The 17,813-nt window shown below is 40.1% G+C and carries 13 protein-coding genes; 9 read left to right on the forward strand and 4 right to left on the reverse strand.

The genetic code is table 11. From position 1 onward, the window contains the following. Positions 1-499: 499 nt before the first annotated feature. Both LC608_RS33675 and LC608_RS33680 read right to left on the reverse strand, forming a co-directional pair. Positions 500-724, reverse strand: a complete 225-nt coding sequence (locus tag LC608_RS33675; RefSeq protein ID WP_308189967.1) for a ParA family protein — start codon at positions 722-724, stop codon at positions 500-502. Between the two features lie 331 nt (positions 725-1,055). Beyond that, positions 1,056-1,745 (reverse strand): sugar transferase, encoded by a 690-nt coding sequence (locus tag LC608_RS33680; protein WP_229557719.1) that lies wholly within the window; start codon positions 1,743-1,745, stop codon positions 1,056-1,058. A gap of 423 nt (positions 1,746-2,168) precedes the next feature. On the opposite strand from LC608_RS33680, the gene LC608_RS33685 reads away from it, so the two are divergent. The 9 genes from LC608_RS33685 to LC608_RS33725 all read left to right on the forward strand — a co-directional run bounded on the left by LC608_RS33685 (position 2,169) and on the right by LC608_RS33725 (position 13,812). Next, the gene (locus LC608_RS33685) at positions 2,169-2,915 is read left to right on the forward strand and encodes a WecB/TagA/CpsF family glycosyltransferase (RefSeq protein ID WP_229557720.1); all 747 of its coding nucleotides are present in this window, start codon (positions 2,169-2,171) and stop codon (positions 2,913-2,915) included. Between the two features lie 160 nt (positions 2,916-3,075). Continuing rightward, the gene (locus LC608_RS33690) at positions 3,076-4,047 is read left to right on the forward strand and encodes a glycosyltransferase family A protein (protein ID WP_229557721.1); all 972 of its coding nucleotides are present in this window, start codon (positions 3,076-3,078) and stop codon (positions 4,045-4,047) included. Next, on the forward strand, positions 4,044-5,480 hold the full coding sequence (locus tag LC608_RS33695) for an oligosaccharide flippase family protein (RefSeq protein ID WP_229557730.1): 1,437 nt from the start codon (positions 4,044-4,046) through the stop codon (positions 5,478-5,480). The genes LC608_RS33690 and LC608_RS33695 overlap by 4 nt, the downstream gene beginning before the upstream one ends. 22 nt (positions 5,481-5,502) lie before the next feature. Then, positions 5,503-6,459, forward strand: coding sequence for a DUF6625 family protein (locus tag LC608_RS33700; protein ID WP_229557722.1), 957 nt, complete (start codon positions 5,503-5,505; stop codon positions 6,457-6,459). An 89-nt stretch (positions 6,460-6,548) separates the two neighbouring features. Beyond that, a complete protein-coding gene (locus LC608_RS33705; protein WP_229557723.1) occupies positions 6,549-7,652 on the forward strand; it encodes a glycosyltransferase family 4 protein in 1,104 nt (367 codons plus the stop codon). 89 nt (positions 7,653-7,741) lie between these two features. After that, the gene (locus LC608_RS33710; RefSeq protein WP_229557724.1) at positions 7,742-8,869 is read left to right on the forward strand and encodes a glycosyltransferase; all 1,128 of its coding nucleotides are present in this window, start codon (positions 7,742-7,744) and stop codon (positions 8,867-8,869) included. 21 nt (positions 8,870-8,890) lie between these two features. Next, a complete protein-coding gene (locus LC608_RS33715) occupies positions 8,891-10,228 on the forward strand; it encodes an O-antigen ligase (RefSeq protein ID WP_229557725.1) in 1,338 nt (445 codons plus the stop codon). An 85-nt stretch (positions 10,229-10,313) separates the two neighbouring features. Further along, positions 10,314-12,344 (forward strand): GNVR domain-containing protein, encoded by a 2,031-nt coding sequence (locus tag LC608_RS33720; protein WP_229557726.1) that lies wholly within the window; start codon positions 10,314-10,316, stop codon positions 12,342-12,344. A 124-nt stretch (positions 12,345-12,468) separates the two neighbouring features. Continuing rightward, positions 12,469-13,812 (forward strand): alpha-L-arabinofuranosidase, encoded by a 1,344-nt coding sequence (locus tag LC608_RS33725; protein WP_229557727.1) that lies wholly within the window; start codon positions 12,469-12,471, stop codon positions 13,810-13,812. 1 nt (position 13,813) lies between these two features. Here LC608_RS33725 and LC608_RS33730 read toward each other — a convergent pair whose 3' ends face one another. Together LC608_RS33730 and LC608_RS33735 are read right to left on the reverse strand one after the other, a co-directional pair. After that, complete coding sequence (locus LC608_RS33730) at positions 13,814-14,971, reverse strand: NF041680 family putative transposase (RefSeq protein WP_229557728.1); 1,158 nt, start codon at positions 14,969-14,971, stop codon at positions 13,814-13,816. A gap of 618 nt (positions 14,972-15,589) precedes the next feature. Next, a complete protein-coding gene (locus tag LC608_RS33735; RefSeq protein ID WP_229557729.1) occupies positions 15,590-17,701 on the reverse strand; it encodes a calcium-binding protein in 2,112 nt (703 codons plus the stop codon). Between the last annotated feature and the right edge of the window lie 112 nt (positions 17,702-17,813).

The raw sequence follows: 17,813 nt of genomic DNA on the forward strand, positions 1-17,813 counted from the left end.
TTTTTTCCCAATCTGAATCCGAAATTTCAATTCCGTAGGCGAGGCAGTTTTCATCCATGCATTTTAATCTACCATCTCAGTAACCCATTTTTGATTGTAGCGTTTCAGATCCTGTGAACAGTTACGTAAATAATACTTAAACACAGCTTATAATTCAATTAGTTTACCTGCCCACTGTACTTAATTTAACATTTAGTTGGTATTGAGCCGAGATACAAGTAAAAACCTGCAAGATGAGCTGGAAACTCTTACTATATATAGGGTTCAGGCATTTTTAAGTAAAATTGGTAGGAGAGCGCAAATCTTGGGTATGTATCGCTACAAGAACTGGAGTATTTATTAATTTTATTTACAGGTTGAACGATGAATAGCTTTCACCGTAAAGTACCTGAAACTCTTACAGGCAATGGATTACAGCCCCAAGTATTAGCCTCCTACCACACAGTATTTATTAAACTCTTGGGTTGGCGAAAAGCAAAGTCCCGTTAGTGGCTTCCAATTACTTTAGGATAAATAGTGGTTCCTCATTGATGAGTGCGTCAAAAGGAGTTTTTTCTAAGCTTTCTGGCTCAATGCCCATAAATGAAGTTAAGGAACCCTGGGGGTCGAGGTCAATGAGAAGAACTTTGTAACCATGCAATTGCAGTTGATAGCCCAGGTTCATAGTTAGGGTCGTTTTGCCAACCCCTCCTGCTTGATTAAATAGTGCGATTACCCGGCTCATGTATTTACTGGTATTCTGCATCTAGTTTGAACGAGAAAACACGGCGTATTTGGGCAGCAATGGAAGCCCGAAGCCTGGGTTGGGGAGGTGTGAGTCAGGTTGCGATCGCTTTGAGGTTTGGAAAATAAACCAAACGAGAAATACTGATTTTTTCGTTGGTTCTTAATCTAGTCCGCGATCGAGAGTACTTTAGATGCGTTCGCCCTGCCCCAGAGAATCAAGACTTAGGTGTAGTTAAATATCTGCGAAAGCCACTTTCAAAGCTGGATCTATAGCCTTTTCCCGCACCTTCTTGACAAATGTGCAATTATCTTAACCTCTCACGGATGCCTTAGCAAGCGCCACTCTTGTTTGACACGATCTTTAGGGTCTTCAGAATCAGATTAATATCGTAAGCAATAGACCACTTGCCTTGGTAGTCCAGGTCCATGCTAACGATATTTTCAAAGTCTTTGACACTGGAGCGACCATTTACCTGCCATTCACCGGTAATGCCTGGTTTAATATCCAACCGTTTCCAGTGGTAGTTTGAGTAGTGCATCACTTCATCATTAGTGGGTGGACGCGTGCCGACTAAACTCATGTCTCCCATCAGCACGTTCCAAAACTGGGGAAGTTCATCTAAGCTGGTGCGGCGGAGAAACTTGCCTACACGTGTAATACGAGGGTCGTTCTCATTTTTGAAGATGTGACCCGACGCTTCGTTTTTGACTAGATGCTTGAGTTGCTCAGCGCCAGTCACCATAGAGCGGAATTTCCAGATTTTGAAGGTGCGTCCGGAAAGACCACGGCGCGTTTGGCTATAGAAGATGGGACCTGGGTTATCCAGCGCTATGGACAGAGCGACTGGAATTGCGACTAGCGCTGTGATACCTAACCCAACTACAGCTCCCAAGACATCAATCAGGCGCTTCACTTTGCTTGTTACAGAGGGATGAACTGCAAGTGTTGCTTTCTGGTCAGTGTAGGAATTATCTAGAATTGATGGATTGATACGCGAGATATTAGAGAAGTTATACATGATATTTACAGTTATAGTCAGCTTAAGAGCGAAATTCGACTCTTATGTAAATATACGCAAGACTTATTGTCAAAAGCAGTCAAAATTCCGAAATTTACTTAATCTTTGTTCGGAGCGAGTGTTGTATAAATTCTCTGTGTTGTTTCAATAGCTTTATAATATTTGCTCAGAGATTAAACTAAGGTAGTTACATAGGGATAAGTGCTTCTACTGAATCATTGCCGTTTTTAAAGAATCAAATAGCATCTCATGACGCAATTACTAAGTATATTATTGCGTGGGATTAGAGTTTCTCCTTACTCTAGCCTACGTGTTTTTCACAATGTCAAAGTTCAATCTGCAATAACGCAGAACAAAGAAATAAATGTTACTGTAAATAAAAGAGCATTTACAGTGTATTTATTGGAACGACGGATAAATTGTATGACTATCCCTTCAATTGTCGAGGCAGTTCAGAGGGCATGTATTGAAGGCAATAAAATAACTGTAGCGAATTACAATATCCACAGCTTTAACTTATCGATGCAATTGCCGTGGTATTACGAGTTTTTGCAAAGTGTAGAAATTGCCAACTGTGACAGCGTGGGAATATTAAAGGCGATCGCTTATATGGGGTTGGATTTACCCTTAGATTACCGAGCCTCGTACACATTGTTAATGCCCAAACTCTTGGAAAGTTGCAACCAACATAGGTTTTCAGTATTTTTTCTTGGAGGAAAACTCGAATATTTACAAATTGCGCTTGAGCGTTTGAAAGTCAAGTATCCGAATGTTTGTTTTGCTGGACATCATGGATATTTCGACAAAGAAGACCCAGAGGCAAATCAAGCTGTAATTGAGCAAATTAATCAAGTAAAGCCGAATGTTTTGGTTGTAGGCATGGGAATGCCAATTCAAGAATCGTGGGTGCAAAAGCATCGCAGTAGCTTGCAGGTTAATGCCATCATGCTTGGTGGAGCGATTATTGATCGCATGGCTGAAGTAGTCTCTGATTGTCCGCATTTGATATCTAATATGGGTTTTGAGTGGCTCTATCGTCTCACTCGCGAACCAAAACGCCTAGCAGCTCGTTATTTGCTAGGAAATCCAGCTTTTGCATTACACATTGCTTTAGCAATGTCTAATGCATCACCACTACGAGTAGAACTCATGCCAGGTATAGATGGATAATTCGAGCTTTGAAAGTAATATTCATTTCATTGATTCAGCGCTGCACTACATCATTCAATTAGCATTGGACAGTAGGATTTTAGACCTTTTAGATAACGAAATTGGGAAAGTTGTCTTTGATAGCTAATTTTTGTGGTTTGGAGTTTCAAGGATCTTAATAATGCTTACTATACCAAAGGTTAGTGTTGTAGTCCCCGCTTATAATGTTAGCGGCTACATTCAAGAAACGCTGATTTCACTACAATTGCAAACTTTTCCAAACTTTGAGGTATTGGTAGTTGATGACGGTTCTAGCGATGATACCGCAGCTATAGTGGAAAAATTTTGCCAGCGAGATTCACGCTTTCAACTATTGCAGAAATCAAACGGGGGTTTGTCATCAGCACGCAACTATGGCATCCGTCATGCGCGAGGTAAATATATTGCCTTGCTGGATGGTGATGATGTTTACCACAAAGATAAATTAGCAACTCATGTGGCTCGCTTAGATAGAGATGCTGATGTTGGAGTGGTTTACAGTGCCTCGCAGACAATTCGCGACGATGGACGACCAACGTTGATTAGCTTGAGCGGCAAACCAGTACATTCAAATCCGATGTTGGCTTTGTTATGCAAAAATTTCGTCGGTCATGGTTCTAATGGAGTGTTTCGTCGATGTTTGGTGGATGAGGTTGGGGAGTTTGATGAAGACTTACGCAGTTGGGAAGATGTCGATTTTTGGTTGCGGATAGCGGCAACGCAGAAATGGGGTTTTTATCGAGAGAAGCGTATTTTATGCTACTATCGCGTTCGGGCTTCTGGACTGTCTTTCAATCTCGTGCAAATGCGGATTTCTGGTGAACAGGTAATTCAGAGTGCTTATCGGCGATCGCCAGAGTTGATAAAACCAATGTTACCAACAGCTTACGCTTATATGTACCGCTATTTGGCGCGGTTGTGCCTTCAGGGTGGTGATATAGAAACAGCGCGTGATTTTATTGACCATGCTTTGATTTGCGACAAGTCAATTTTCTATCGAGATATGCGATCGCTCCTTACCCTATTATCTGTGCGTTTGTCACCGCTAGCAAAACTAGCGATCGCGCGATCGCTTACTCCTGCAAAGTCAGTGCAGGTGAAGAACCCATTATGAAGACAACTACTCTACTGAAAAGTAGCTTGTGGATTACTTATGCCACCTTTATCACCCGTATTTTTGCTTTTCTCAGCAGCCTAATTTTAGCGCGGCTACTACAACCATCCGACTTCGGTGTCGTTGGTATTGCTTATGTCTTTTGGTCTTTTTTTACACTCTTTACTCAAGACACAGCAGGCGCTTTCATCATTTATAAGGGTATAGAAAACCCTAAATACGTTAACACCGCCTACACGATCAGCTTAATAGTTGGCTTAGTTCTCGGACTAGGGGTGGTAGCAATAGCCCCTTTTGTGGCAATCTTTTTCCAAGAACCAATTCTAACCTGGATATTAATAGGCTTCGCGTTTAATCTGCTATTGTCTTCTGCTAGCTATGTTTATTTTGCCGTGATGACACGACAGATGAAATATCAAGCGATCGCTAATATTAACCTAGCTAGCTCCATAACGCGATTGTTATTTACAATTGGGGCTGCCTTTTTGGGGCTTAAGTATTGGTCATTTCTCATTGGTGATAGCGCTTCTTGGATTGTTAATTGTGTTTTAGGTCGGTACTACTCAAGACAAAAATTTCATCTTTGCATTGATCCAGAAGTCAAATCTGAAGTTCTATCTTTCTATTTAGGTTCGGTTGGTTCAAGTTTCGGTTTATATGCAAATTTTAATATTGATAACTTCACTGTTGGTAAACTACTAGGCAGTACTAATCTAGGCTTCTACAACCTTGCCTATCAATTGACCACGGTGTTATCAACAATTTTTAGTGCTGTACTCAATCAACTAGGGATGCCAATTTTTGCCCAAATTTCAGATGATAAAGAGCAAGAGATTGTACTAATAAAAGTAGTAACAGAAACCGCCATTTTTACTGCTCCCATCTACACCTTAATTTTTTTAATGATCGACCCACAAGTAGTGACATTAGTTTTTGGAGCAAAATGGATACCTATTTGTACTGTCATTCCAGGATTAATATTTTTTTCTTACTTCCGCGTCATCAATTCCTCCCTGTATTCCATGTTAGTTGCCAAAGGCCGTCCTGATATTAACGCCAAAGTTAATCTCCAAATAGCACCTATTGCAGTTATTAGCTTTATTGTTGGCGCTCATCAGGGTGGAATATTTGGAGTTAGTTTGGCAGTGGCAATAGTATTAGGATTTGGCTGGACTATTTACTGGTGGTGGGTAGCTTGCCAAAAACTATCTTGGTCATTAAAAAAGTTTATTTATCCATACTTTTTTCCCCTTTTATTGATTATCCCAGGTATTGTTATTTCACTATATTTGCCTTTATTATTTAGACCATTTGTATTTATTACAAGTTATATTATAGGTATACGCATTTTCATACCTCAACATTTTTACCTATATCAAACAAGACTCAATCGATTATTAAATCGTTTGAAAACCAAGCTTCATAGTCGTTAGCACTCAAACATTAATTTACCTCATGTTATCTTCTAAAAATATTCCGAAAAAAATCATTTTTTTAATGCCATATTTTGGAAAATGGCCAGAATGGTTTCCGCTTTATTTAGAGTCGTGTCGTTGGAACCCAACAGTTGATTGGCTATTCTTTACAGATTGTCCTGTACCTGAGAATCCACCAACTAATGTTCGATTTGTTAGTATGAGCTTTCAAGAATATAAACAGCTAGCGTCTAAGCGCTTAGGTATAATTTTTGAAACAGATTCTACCTATACAATCTGTAATCTCAGACCTGCGTATGGAATAATTCATCAAGAATATCTAGAGGGATATGATTATTTTGGTTTCGGTGATGTTGATGTGATATACGGAAATTTACGAGCTTTCTATACAGATGAAGTTCTTCGTTATAATACAATTTCCACTCACGGTAATAGAGTTTCCGGGCATCTTTTTCTGATAAAAAACCATGAACTCTGGGTAAATGCTTTTCGCAAAATACCAAATTGGCAGGAACGAATGGCTCAACCCTTGATTGCAGGAATAGATGAAGCCGCATTTACAAAAGTACTCCGTGGGTATAGACGCCTGCCAAATTACTTGCAACAATTATGGGGAATCTTTAATCCATACAAACGAAACCACTTTTTTCAAGAAAGGTTTAGTACTATCTTATCTGAGTTTCCCTGGATTAATGGAAGTTATAACTACCCGAATAAATACTTCTGGCATCAGGGTAAATTAACTGCCGAATCTGGCGAAGAACTTATGTATTTACATTTTATGAATTGGAAATCAAGCAGATATTTACCAAAGCAATATGGGGAGAAATCAGCTTGGGAATTACTGCCTCAACTCATCCATCCTAGTTTGACAGATTTGAATCAAGGTTTCTGTATGAGTCATTTAGGATTTACACCTTTGAATAGTGTAGATAATGCTTTTGAAAATTATCCATCTCCTTCTAGAAGAGTGTGAGTTGAATAATTGGGGCAATTATAGACTTAAGTTTCTAGGGTATTTTACCACAAAAATATTGATTTACGCTATCTGAGGTAGGAGGAATTGTGAAAATTAAGAATTTGGTGGTTACAGGAGAACAGATATTTATAGAACGGCATCAATTCCTGTTTAAAGCTTTGTCTGCACATGTGGAAAATATAAAATTAATCCCCAGAAATGACGAGTGGTATGAAAGTCGGTTTCCCAAGATAGCAATCAAAGGTATCTTAAGCTTAATGACAGGTTCGCATAGTAAAGCAAATGCAGTCTTCCAAAAAAATAAATTTGCATTTAATATGAAATCATACCAAGCTGAAAATGAGATTAAAAACTTAGGATATACTCCAGATATAGTTTTTCAAGTCTTTGGTACTTATAGTCCTTTTAGAAATAATTTTGATATTCCTTATGTAGCTTACTTAGACTACACAACAGCTTTAGCAGAAAAGAACTGGTCTTCATGGGCTTATTTTTTGACTCCTGGACATCGCGATTCTTGGTTTGAATGCGAACGGCTATTCTATAGCAAAGCAAAACACCTGTTTTGCATGAATAATATTAGTAAACAGTCTTTAATTAAAGATTATGAAATTGATAATACTAAAATTACAGTGGTTGGTTCTTCAGGTGATTTTTTAGAGCCGTTATCTGTAAAAAAGACTTTTGGTAGCAAACAAATATTATTCAATGGCTCAGATTTTGAAAGAAAAGGTGGAGATTTAGTTTTATCTGCTTTTGAAGTCGTCAGAAAAACTATACCAGAAGCCACATTAGTATTTGTTGGCAAAAAAATATCTCACGATATTGAGGGAATAATTAATCCAGGACATGTTTCAAGTACAGAAATCCATAATTTTTTCCAAAATACTGATTTAGTAGTTGCTCCTGCTTATTGTGACCCTTTTCCAACATTTTTAATAGAGGCAATGAATTATGGTGTTCCCTGTGTCGTATCTGCTAAGGATGGAATGCCTGAAATTGTTGAAAATAATATTAATGGTTCTGTGATTGAGCAACTCACACCTGAAAATTTAGCTAATAAAATTATTTATCTGTTAAGCAATCCTAACCTATTAACGTCTATGTCACATCTAGCTCAACGTAAAATCGAACAGCAGTTCAATTGGGAAAAAATTGCTGAAAAAATGGTAAATGTAATTTCTGGTTAATACAAATTATGAGTTGATTTACTATTTTGCCTATCGCCATATTCCCAACTTTCAAAAATGATTAGCAGAGCATAAAATACATTTAATTAATGATGATGCCTAAATATAAGCCTGATATCGCCATTTTTTTGCGTTGTCTTTATGGAGGTGGTGCTGAACGAGGAATGCTGAATTTAGCCCATAATTTTTTGCTGCAAAAACTTACAGTTGATATGGTAGTTGCCAAGGCAGAAGGTTCTTTATTAGAACAGTTGCCAGTAGGAATTCGACTGATAGATTTAAACGCACAATCTAAGCTTGGCATCTTGCCTAAATTAATTCAATACTTGCAGCGAGAGCGTCCTGTAAGTATGCTGGCAGCGCTACACTATCCTTGCGAGATAGCCATTTTAGCAAAGCGTATTGCTAGGGTATCGACACGAATAGTAGTATCTGAACACAATAATCTTTCTCAAGAAGCAAAACGCATCCCACAACTTTCAGTACGTTTAACACCTTTAGCAGTAAAACTTTTTTACCCTTGGGCAGATGCTATTGTGGCTGTTTCCCAAGGAGTAGCTGAGGACTTAGCTAATGTAACTCACTTACCAAGAAAGCGGATTGATGTAATCTACAATCCAGTTGTAACTCCTGAGATATTTACAAAGGCAAAAGAACCAGTTAATCACCCGTGGTTTCAACCTGGAGAACCGTCGGTTATTTTGGCAGTAGGAAGGTTATATCCACAGAAAGATTATCCTACCTTAATACGTGCCTTTGCCCAAGTGCGGCAAGTACGTCGCAGTCGGTTAGTAATTTTAGGGGAGGGACCAGAAGCAGATAGTCTGAATAATTTGATTCGCGAATTAGGCTTAGAAGAGGATGTTGCCATGCTGGGTTTTGCGGATAACGCTTACGCTTACATGGCAAAAGCCGCAGTTTTTGTTTTGTCTTCTGCTTGGGAAGGTTTCGGCAATGTACTTGTAGAAGCATTAGCTGTAGGAACTCCAGTAGTGTCTACAAATTGCGAAAGTGGTCCATCTGAAATATTGGCTTCGGGTAAGTATGGTGACTTAACATCAGTTGGTGACTCTAAGGCAATGGCTGAGGCTATTTTAAATGTTCTCGCTGGCAATATCAAGAAAGTAGATTTCAGTTGGCTCAATCAATTTACCTCAGAAACTTGTGCCGAAAAATATTTACAAGTGTTGGGTGTACCAACAAAAGCATTAGCCTAGAAAACTTCAAGAATTTAAAGAATGCTGGAATTTAGCCGCCCTAGTAAAATTACCTCCAAACAATCTGAGTTTAAACTGCAAGCGCTATCATTTGCAGAACAAATAATTTATTGGACTATTGTACTGACGCCCCTTTGGTGGTTGCTGGGAGTACAAACTATTGTCTATCCAGTTGTTAGTGCATTTCTATTAGTTGCTGGTTTTAAGCTCGACAAGCTGACCAAAAAATCCCTACCAATTTGCAATTGGGCATGGTTAGCAATGATTTTAGCTGCACTTTGGACAAATATTTTGGGTTTGGAACAAATAGGCTTTAATCCTTTGAGAACAGCAGCCACATTCTTTACTCTATTTAAGGGCTACTTGATGATATTCGCCTGCATGACTGTACCATTTTGGCATCGCATCAGAGTAAAAGTGATTGTGCGGGCTGTATCTTGGATGGCAATAAGCTATTTAGCACTTCTTGCTATTCAGATAGTAATACTTTTGGCGCTCGGTTCTCAAGAACCTTTTTTACCGCCTTTAACTCGTTTAATTCCGGGTGAGAAAGTCAGTTTGATGGTGAAGTTTGCTACCATTCAGCCGTTTTTTGGTATTCCCTTACCTCGGACAGATTTGTACACCGCAGACCCTCCTATTTTGGGGGTTTGTGCCCTTTTATGCTTCTTTATTTGCTTGAGTGAAAGTAGTGATCGCTTGCGTAAATTTGCTTTATCAGGATACTTAATTGCTTTGGTAATTTCTCAGAGTCGTCTAGCTTGGATATGCTTTCCCTTAGTATTTGTAATTATTGGTTGTTTCCGTAGTGGTTTGGCTCGACAAGGTTCTTTATGGGTAGCATCTTTTACTTCTTTTTTGTGTGCCATTTTGGGTTTAGCTTTACAAGATGTTATAAATGCCCCCCTAAAAACTTTTAACAGCATTCGTGTTGACTCATCCAAAGATCGGGAGTATGTTGTTAATGCTACTATTGATGCATGGAAAGAATCACCGTGGGTAGGGTGGGGAATTCTTGACAAAACAGTGTCTTGGGGAAATGGAGCGTTTGAGCTTCCCTTAGGAACATTTTCTTCCTACGCACAAGTGCTTTACGTACACGGACTGTTTGGATTTGTTTTTTTTATTACAGCATTATTTTTAACTGCGTCTAGCTTTTGGGAGCCAGCTATGCGAGAAAACCGCATTTGCCAACAGGCATTTGCCAGCTTGATAGCTCTATATATATTGTGTCAAGCAACTAATTTAACTTGGATGGCGATTTCTTTTTGGTTCTTTTTTGTTTGGTTGGGGGCTATCTTGGTAGAAGTAAGGCAGCAGAAGTTGAATATTACTAGTTGGGAACAACTTTCAGTCTAAAAAACTTCAAAATAAAATTTGTATATCTATTTGCATCTATCGAAAGTAGTACATTTTTATAAAATAATAATTTGGTATTAATTTTATGGTTGAAATAGCAGCGATCTTCATTAGGCATTGGAAGCCCCTAATATTGTGGAACATACTAATATTGGGAGCAACTGCTGCCACCGCTACGTTTTCGCCCCGTGTTTGGAAGGCAACAACACAGTTTACAGTTAATGGAGCAAATGGTAATTTGGATGCCAATTTAGGCATTTTGGGTTCCTTGAAAAATGGTACTTCTGATATTTATGCGACTGGTGGAAACAGTCAATTGAATATGCAGCAGAGCATTCTCAACAGCGATACTTTGATGGAAAGGGTGCTAGCAAAAGACCCAGAAAAAGCTCAAGTCCAAAGATTAGCTGATTACAAGAAGCTATTCAAAGTTTCGTTCGCAGAAACTTCGAGTATCCTTTCTATCAGCATCAACGGTTCTAGTCCAGAATTGGCAAAAGTACGCGCAAATAATCTCACAACTTTGTTTCAGCAGCGACTCAACGAACTGCGTCAAACAAACCGTTCATCTAAAAGACAGTTAAGCACAAAAGAACTAGAAGGTGCGAAAAAGAATTTGATTTTGGCACAACAAGCTTTAGCCAGGTTTAAGCAGTCTACCGGACTAGTTGATTCTGAAGAACAAACAAAAGCAATTGTTAGTACCATTGATAGTTTAACTAAAGCTCAATTACAGGCACAGTCCCAAGCTGAATATAGTAAAAATAGAGTTGCTACTTTATCAAATCGTCTGCGAATGTCACCAAATAAAGCTATTAGTTCTTTGAGTTTGGGTGAAAATAAAGATTACCAATTTATTAGAGGCAAACTATCAGAAGTAGAAGCTGATTTAGTTCAAAAACGTACTAAATATACTGATGACCATCCTGTTGTTAAAGAACTTTTGCAACAGAAGCAAGCATTATTGAGCCAGATGCAAAGCCAAGTTAACCAAACTGCTGCTGGTAGTTCTATCGACACCACACTCAATAGTCAAGGAGAAGGACGTGCCAGTTTAATCGAACAGTTAATTTTAGCAGAAACAGAAGCTAACGGTCAGCAACGTCTCGCTGAACAAATACAAAGTCAACTAAACCAGCTCAAAGCTAATTTAAATTCTATACCCGCTCAACAAGAACGTTTAGCTGAATTTCAACGCAGTTTTGAAATAGCAGAAGGTGTTTATAAAGGTTTAGTTGCCCAAGTGCAGCAAACTAATATTGATATCTTTGATGTTTATCCCAATGTTGAAATATTAGATGCAGCCAGAGTTGATAGCAAGCCTGTTTCTCCCAAATTATCGTTAATGGTGTTGAATGCTTTATTGGCAGGAATAATTGGCAGCATTGCCCTAGTATTACTTCTAGAAAAACGCAACCCGCTGTTGAGTCCTCAAGACTTGGAATACATGAAGTTTCCGATAGTTGTCTCTATCCCTCGACTCAAAAATACTGAACTGAAATCGCAACTAGATGATAGAAAGGTCAACTTCTTTCAACGTCTTGCTTCCGCAGTCAGCTTGCAACCTCTAAATAACCGTCATTTATTGATTACCAGTGCAATGGAAGGTGAAGGTAAAACAACTGTTACCTTGGGGTTAGCAAGGGCATTAGTAGATTTAGGTTTTCGGGTACTAATGGTGGATGGAGATTTTTTCCAGGCAGAACTTACTCACAAATTAGGTTACACTAAACAGCTTAACAGCACTCTAACGCCCATTTCCATAGAACGTAATTTAGATTTATTGCCTGCCATCCCACAACACGGCAAAATTCTGGAGATGATATCCGGGGGACGTTTTCAACAAGCCCTGACAGATGCCGAATCTCATGGGGAGTATGATTATGTTCTAGTTGATACTGCTCCTGTGAGTTCCACAACTGCTACAGCATTAATGACAGTCCAAATTCCCAATGTATTGTTCGTTGTTCGACCGAGTATAAGTCATAGTAGTTTGGTTCATGATAGCCTCGAACAATTGATCCAACATCAGGCATCAATTTTAGCTTTGGTAGTTAATGACGTGGAAACTACAGCTAGACCTTATACGCACCGCTTGCATGATGCTTTGATATAGCGTTTCCTAGTCTGCTGAGGTAGAAATTTATCTGCGTCCATCTGCGTTTATCTATCTTCATCTGCGGTTAATTCAATATTCTGTACCTCATGAATGTGGGAATCGCTATAAATCAATAAGTATTATGCGACGAAGAGATGTTTTGATGGGAGTATCAAGTGCCGCAGCAGCATCGCTATGGCATGCAATCTCCCAGCTACAGCAAGATACAAAATCAGTCAGAGTTAGTGTGGATTGGCAAACATCAATAGCTAAATCCACAGTCAATACCTTTGGTTCTAATGATTATGAAATTACCACACCCGAACGTGCGCGAGACACTGCATACCAAAAATTATTATCTCAGTTAAATATTAAATTAATTCGCATCCATCATGGTGAATTGAGCGATCGCTGGTCAAATCCAGCAACTAAAACCTGGGATATAACCAAAATTCAAGCAGGTTACGATGCATCCTATCCCCAAAAAACCACCATTATTCAAAATATCCCCGGTTGGGCTAAGTGGATGCAACAAACTCCAGATGGTCTGCTAGACCCCTCAGAATATGACAACTATGCAGCTTTCTGTGCAGAGTTGGTGGTAATTCTCAATCAACGTCTATCTCGCAAGATACTGTATTGGGAACCACTTAACGAACAGGATGTGCGCTATCACAAAGCCGGAAAGCTTGACGAACTATGGGTTATCTACAACAAAGTTGCTCAAGCAATGAAAGCCAAAGACCCCAAAATTAAAATTGGTGGTCCCGTCCTCACTTGGGATGAATCAACCCGACTCGCATCATTTCTGCAAAGTTGCGCTTCTAATGTAGACTTTATCTCTTGGCATCGTTATGCAAGCGGTGATGCTAACGAGTCTACCGATAAAATCATGGCTTACACGCCGAATTACGGTCAACAAGTGCGAGAATTCCGGGCAATTACCAAAAAATATATTCCCCAGCGTCATATACCCTTATTACTAGGCGAATATAACATTAACTACTCTTGGGAATCGGGTGAGAAGCGTCAAAATACTTACATTGGGGCAGTTTGGTTTGCTTCCGTACTCAAACATCTAGCAGAAGCGGGTGTAGATATGGCAACCTCCTGGCATCTCAAAGACGGAATTTACGGCATGATTGACTCCGAAAATCGTTTGCGACCTGCCGCCACTGTATTTGCCTGGGGAGTAAAGTATTTAACAGGTACAGTCATGCAGACAAAAAGCGATCGCTCTAGTATAGAAGCAATGGCAGTCAGAAATGCTGACGGAAGACGTTCTTTATTGTTAATCAACAAATCAGCTAAACCTGCCGAACTTACTTTAACAGGTATGTCAAAAATCAAACTCCCGAATATTTTGCCTATTTTTTACCTAAATGCAGATGGAGTGCAAAATACTAACATCACTCAACAATTGTTGTTGAGAAAAGCTTTTAATTTAGGAGCCTACTCTCTGGCTTTAGTTCGTTTATCTGGCTAATCTATACTCTGTATATCGCTTGAGCAACCCTTCCTGGGGTCATTTTGTCTAATGACTTTTGCCAAGGTAAAGGGTTATCGGCAACGATATCACGCGCCAGCCACAATTCCCAAGTCATCAGAGGCATCAGGTCACTCCAACGCTCACATTGCTTAGGGGTACTGAGCTTAGGAAGCGTCCAGTGTAGGCGTTGCTTCAAAAAACGATACCAGTGGTCAACAGTAAAGCGCCGCAAGTAGAGTTGCCAAACTTCAGATAATGGAGGCATTTCTTCTCCTACCCAAGCCAACCACAAAGGTTTTGATACCCTCAAGTTACCTTGCTCATCTAGACGTTTAACTCTGATGAGAGACATCGGGCGTGTAGCAGTTTTACGGAAGTGTAAATTTGACCACAAGCTTACCAAAATATGTCCTAGCTTGGGATGGTTCACTTCTAAACTTTGAGTAACTTCGCTCCATGTAGAGGATTCATTCAGTTTGAATTTGTCACCATGCTTCCTAGGTCGCCCTTTGCCAGAATATGGTGGCGGTGCCCCCCACAAACACAGGTTTGAACGCAAACGTACCAAAATATCTGCTCTAATGTTGGCCGTCTTCAAAACGAAATGAGCGCAGCCATACTCACTATCCCAAACCGAAATTGGTCTAGTTGGTAAATGTTCACACACTTGTTGCAGCTGCCAAGTTGCCTTCTGTATCGGGTTTTCCCAACTGCTGATTCGCTCATGTCTCAAGGGTAACGCCCAACTGCCTGAATCTTCTGGTATCCACGCAATCGTGCTATATCCCTGACCAATAGTAATCGGTTTATTTCCAGGTACTGTGGCGCTGCTGTGTTCAATTGTCCTCTCCTGTAGAGTGACTGCATCCGGGCGCGACCAGGCAGTGTGGTCGCCTGCTAACAACGGACGGCTTTGCGTTGACATCTGTTTGATGTATAACTGCATCAATTTTTGTCGCTGTGGTCTGCTATCTTGTAATGCCTCGTAGATGCTTGGCCACTTCCGTCTAAATACTGGTGATAGCGATAAATCTGCCAAACTGTAGGCGTTACGAGTCAGCAATATTGCATCCGTCAGCTCAAAAGTCACATCATGCGCTCTACCTAAATGCTCATAAGCGGCTTGACGAAATTCTTCAAGTTTGGCAAGTTTCATATTGGCAGCTGAGAGTTGGTGGTTCTTCTCTCATCTTCCGGCGAAGGGAGTCTGTGTTAACCGCAGACTGTCCTTTCAAAATTTTATACTAACGACACCTATACTCCTTTGTTAACGATCGCCTGCTTTTAGTCTAAACTCCAGTTGTTAAAGAATTACTCAGTACCCTAAGGATTAATGAGCGTTGCGGCGTGATGCTGGAGTTTGAGGATGTTGATCCGAACAAATTTGTTCAACTGGTGTCAAATGCGCCGCAGTGGACTGATACCAATTCACAATGGGCTAACGCCCCGCTCCGCTAACGCAATTCGCAATGGGCTACGCTCCGCTACGCTGTTTTCATGCCCAAAGGGCTGTACGCAATTAAAAGACTTAGATACAGCAATGCTTTCAAGGTTTATATCTGTATCAGATTTTTCGTGAAATGGTATGAATGGATGGCATGATTTATTGGGAACAGGATCAAAATTGGAGATGTCTACACCTTGAATGAGGCGTTGGGGACAAAGCTACCTTCATGAAAGAAAGTACCATTTGATTGGCACTATCGTTTGCGAGATGCCAAAAATAACACCTCGCAAATCGTACCGCTTGGTGATGGCAGAATGCTAATTTTGATTAGACAACCACGAAATTCTTTTCGGTTAGTGACAATCCAGTAGATAATTGTGCAAATTGTACCTGAGTAAACCCAGACGCACTGCCATCAAGGTCAAAGAACAATCCACCTGTAGCGCTGTTGTAGATAAATCGCTCTTGGTTAGTGGTTGCAGATGCTCCGATGGTAAACTTATTTGCAAAGAGTGTACCTGATGATAATCCGCCACCAAAACCAGCAGCCGATACCTGAATCAGTTCATTAGTCGCTTTGAAGTCATCAAGACGATCAACACCTTCAGTGAAATTATTGAAAGCAAAGCTGTCTATACCAGATCCTCCAATTAGGCTATCATTACCTTTGCCACCTGTGAGGGTATCATTGCCACCATAACCCCCCTTGAGGGTATCATTGCCATTGCTCCCCACAATCAAGTCATCGTACTGTGTACCTGTGATATCTAATTGTTCGATAAACTTATAGCTAATTCGAGCAGTACCAGCGGTAATTAAGCCAATGTTACTAGTGGCATTGAATGTCGAAGTGATCTTTTCTTCAACATAATTACTGTAATCGACGGACAATAAATCGTCACCCTTACCCCCATCTATCGTATCATTGCCACCATAGTAGCCCCCAGAGAGCGTATCGTTGCCATTGTTCCCCACAATCAAGTCATCGTACCGTGAACCTGAGATATTTAATCGTTCGATATTCTCGTAACTAACTCGATTCTTGCCCCCCGTAATTGAGCCAATGTTAGTAATAGGATTGAATGTAGTTGTGATTTTATCATCAGAGCTGTAAGAGACGGACAATAAATCGTCACCCTTACCCCCATCTATGATACCATTGCCAGAGACCCCATCTATCGTATCGTTACCCTTACCTCCATCTATCGTATCATTGCCACGAAAGTACCCAGAGAGCGTATCGTTGCCATTGCTCCCTACAATCAAGTCATCGTACTGTGTACCAATGATATTTAATTGTTCAATATTCTTGTAACTAACTCCATTCGTGCCCGCCGTAATTGAGCCAATATTAGTAGTGGCATTGAATGTAGTTGTGATTCCTTCATCAGAATTGTAAAAGACGGACAATAAATCGTTACCTTTACCCCCATCTATCGTATCATTGCCATTATAGCCCCCAGAGAGCGTATCGTTGCCATTGTTCCCTATAATCAAGTCATTGTAGTCTGTACCACTGATATTTAATTGTTCGATATTCTTGTAACTAATTCGATTCTTCGTGCCCGCCGTAATTGAGCCACTGTTAGTAGTCGCATTGAATCTAGTTATGATTCCTCCAGTAGCAGAACTGTCATAACTGTAAATAATAAAATTGCCGGAGAAGTAATCGACCGAGAACAAATCGTTACCCTTACCCCCATCTATCGTATCATTGCCACCATAGGCCCCAGAGAGCGTATCGTTGCCATTGCTCCCCACAATCAAGTCATCGTACTGTGTACCCGTGATATTTAATCGTTCAATATTCTTGTAATTAACTCGATACATGTCCGCCGTAATTGAGCCACTGTTAGTAGTCGCATTGAAAGTTGAGGTGATTTTTTTGGAAGCATAGCTGTAATAGCCGGACAACAAATCATCACCAATACCTCCATCTACTGTTTGAGTCACTAAAGGATATCGGCCGTTTACCAAGAGGGAATTATCATCTGGGGTTGTTACATAGAAAAAGTCATTGCCATCGCCACCATTGAGTAGGTTATTGCCGGATGAAACACTAGCATTTAAGGTATCGTTACCAGTACCACCGTTGAGAGTGTTATTGCCTGTTGATAAACTAGCATCTAAGCGATCATCACCAGCGTCACCGTTGAGGGTGTTACTGCCAGAGGCATAAAGTATTCCAACCTCCCTGAAAGACCTGTAGCCGCCAGAAACGGAGAGAGAATCATTACCAGTGCCGCCAGAGAGCTGATTATTGTCTGTTGAATAATAAGCAATCAAAATATCCTCACCAGTGCCACCAGAGAGCTGATTATTGCCTGTTGAAAAACTAGCATTTAAGCGATCATCACCAGTGCCACCGTTGAGGGTGTTACTGCCAGAAATCGGATTGCGAAAATCAATTAAGCCATCAGGGGACCAGGGCAAACGCATCTAAATATAGTACATAAATACTAATAAAGGATAAAGGCAGCGATCGCGTGTGGTATGAAGGATAAACAATGAGGCATTGATGGTAAAGTCATTGTAAAAGTAACAATATTGC

The organism is Nostoc sp. XA010 (genome assembly GCF_020829625.1).
GTDB lineage: Bacteria > Cyanobacteriota > Cyanobacteriia > Cyanobacteriales > Nostocaceae > Nostoc.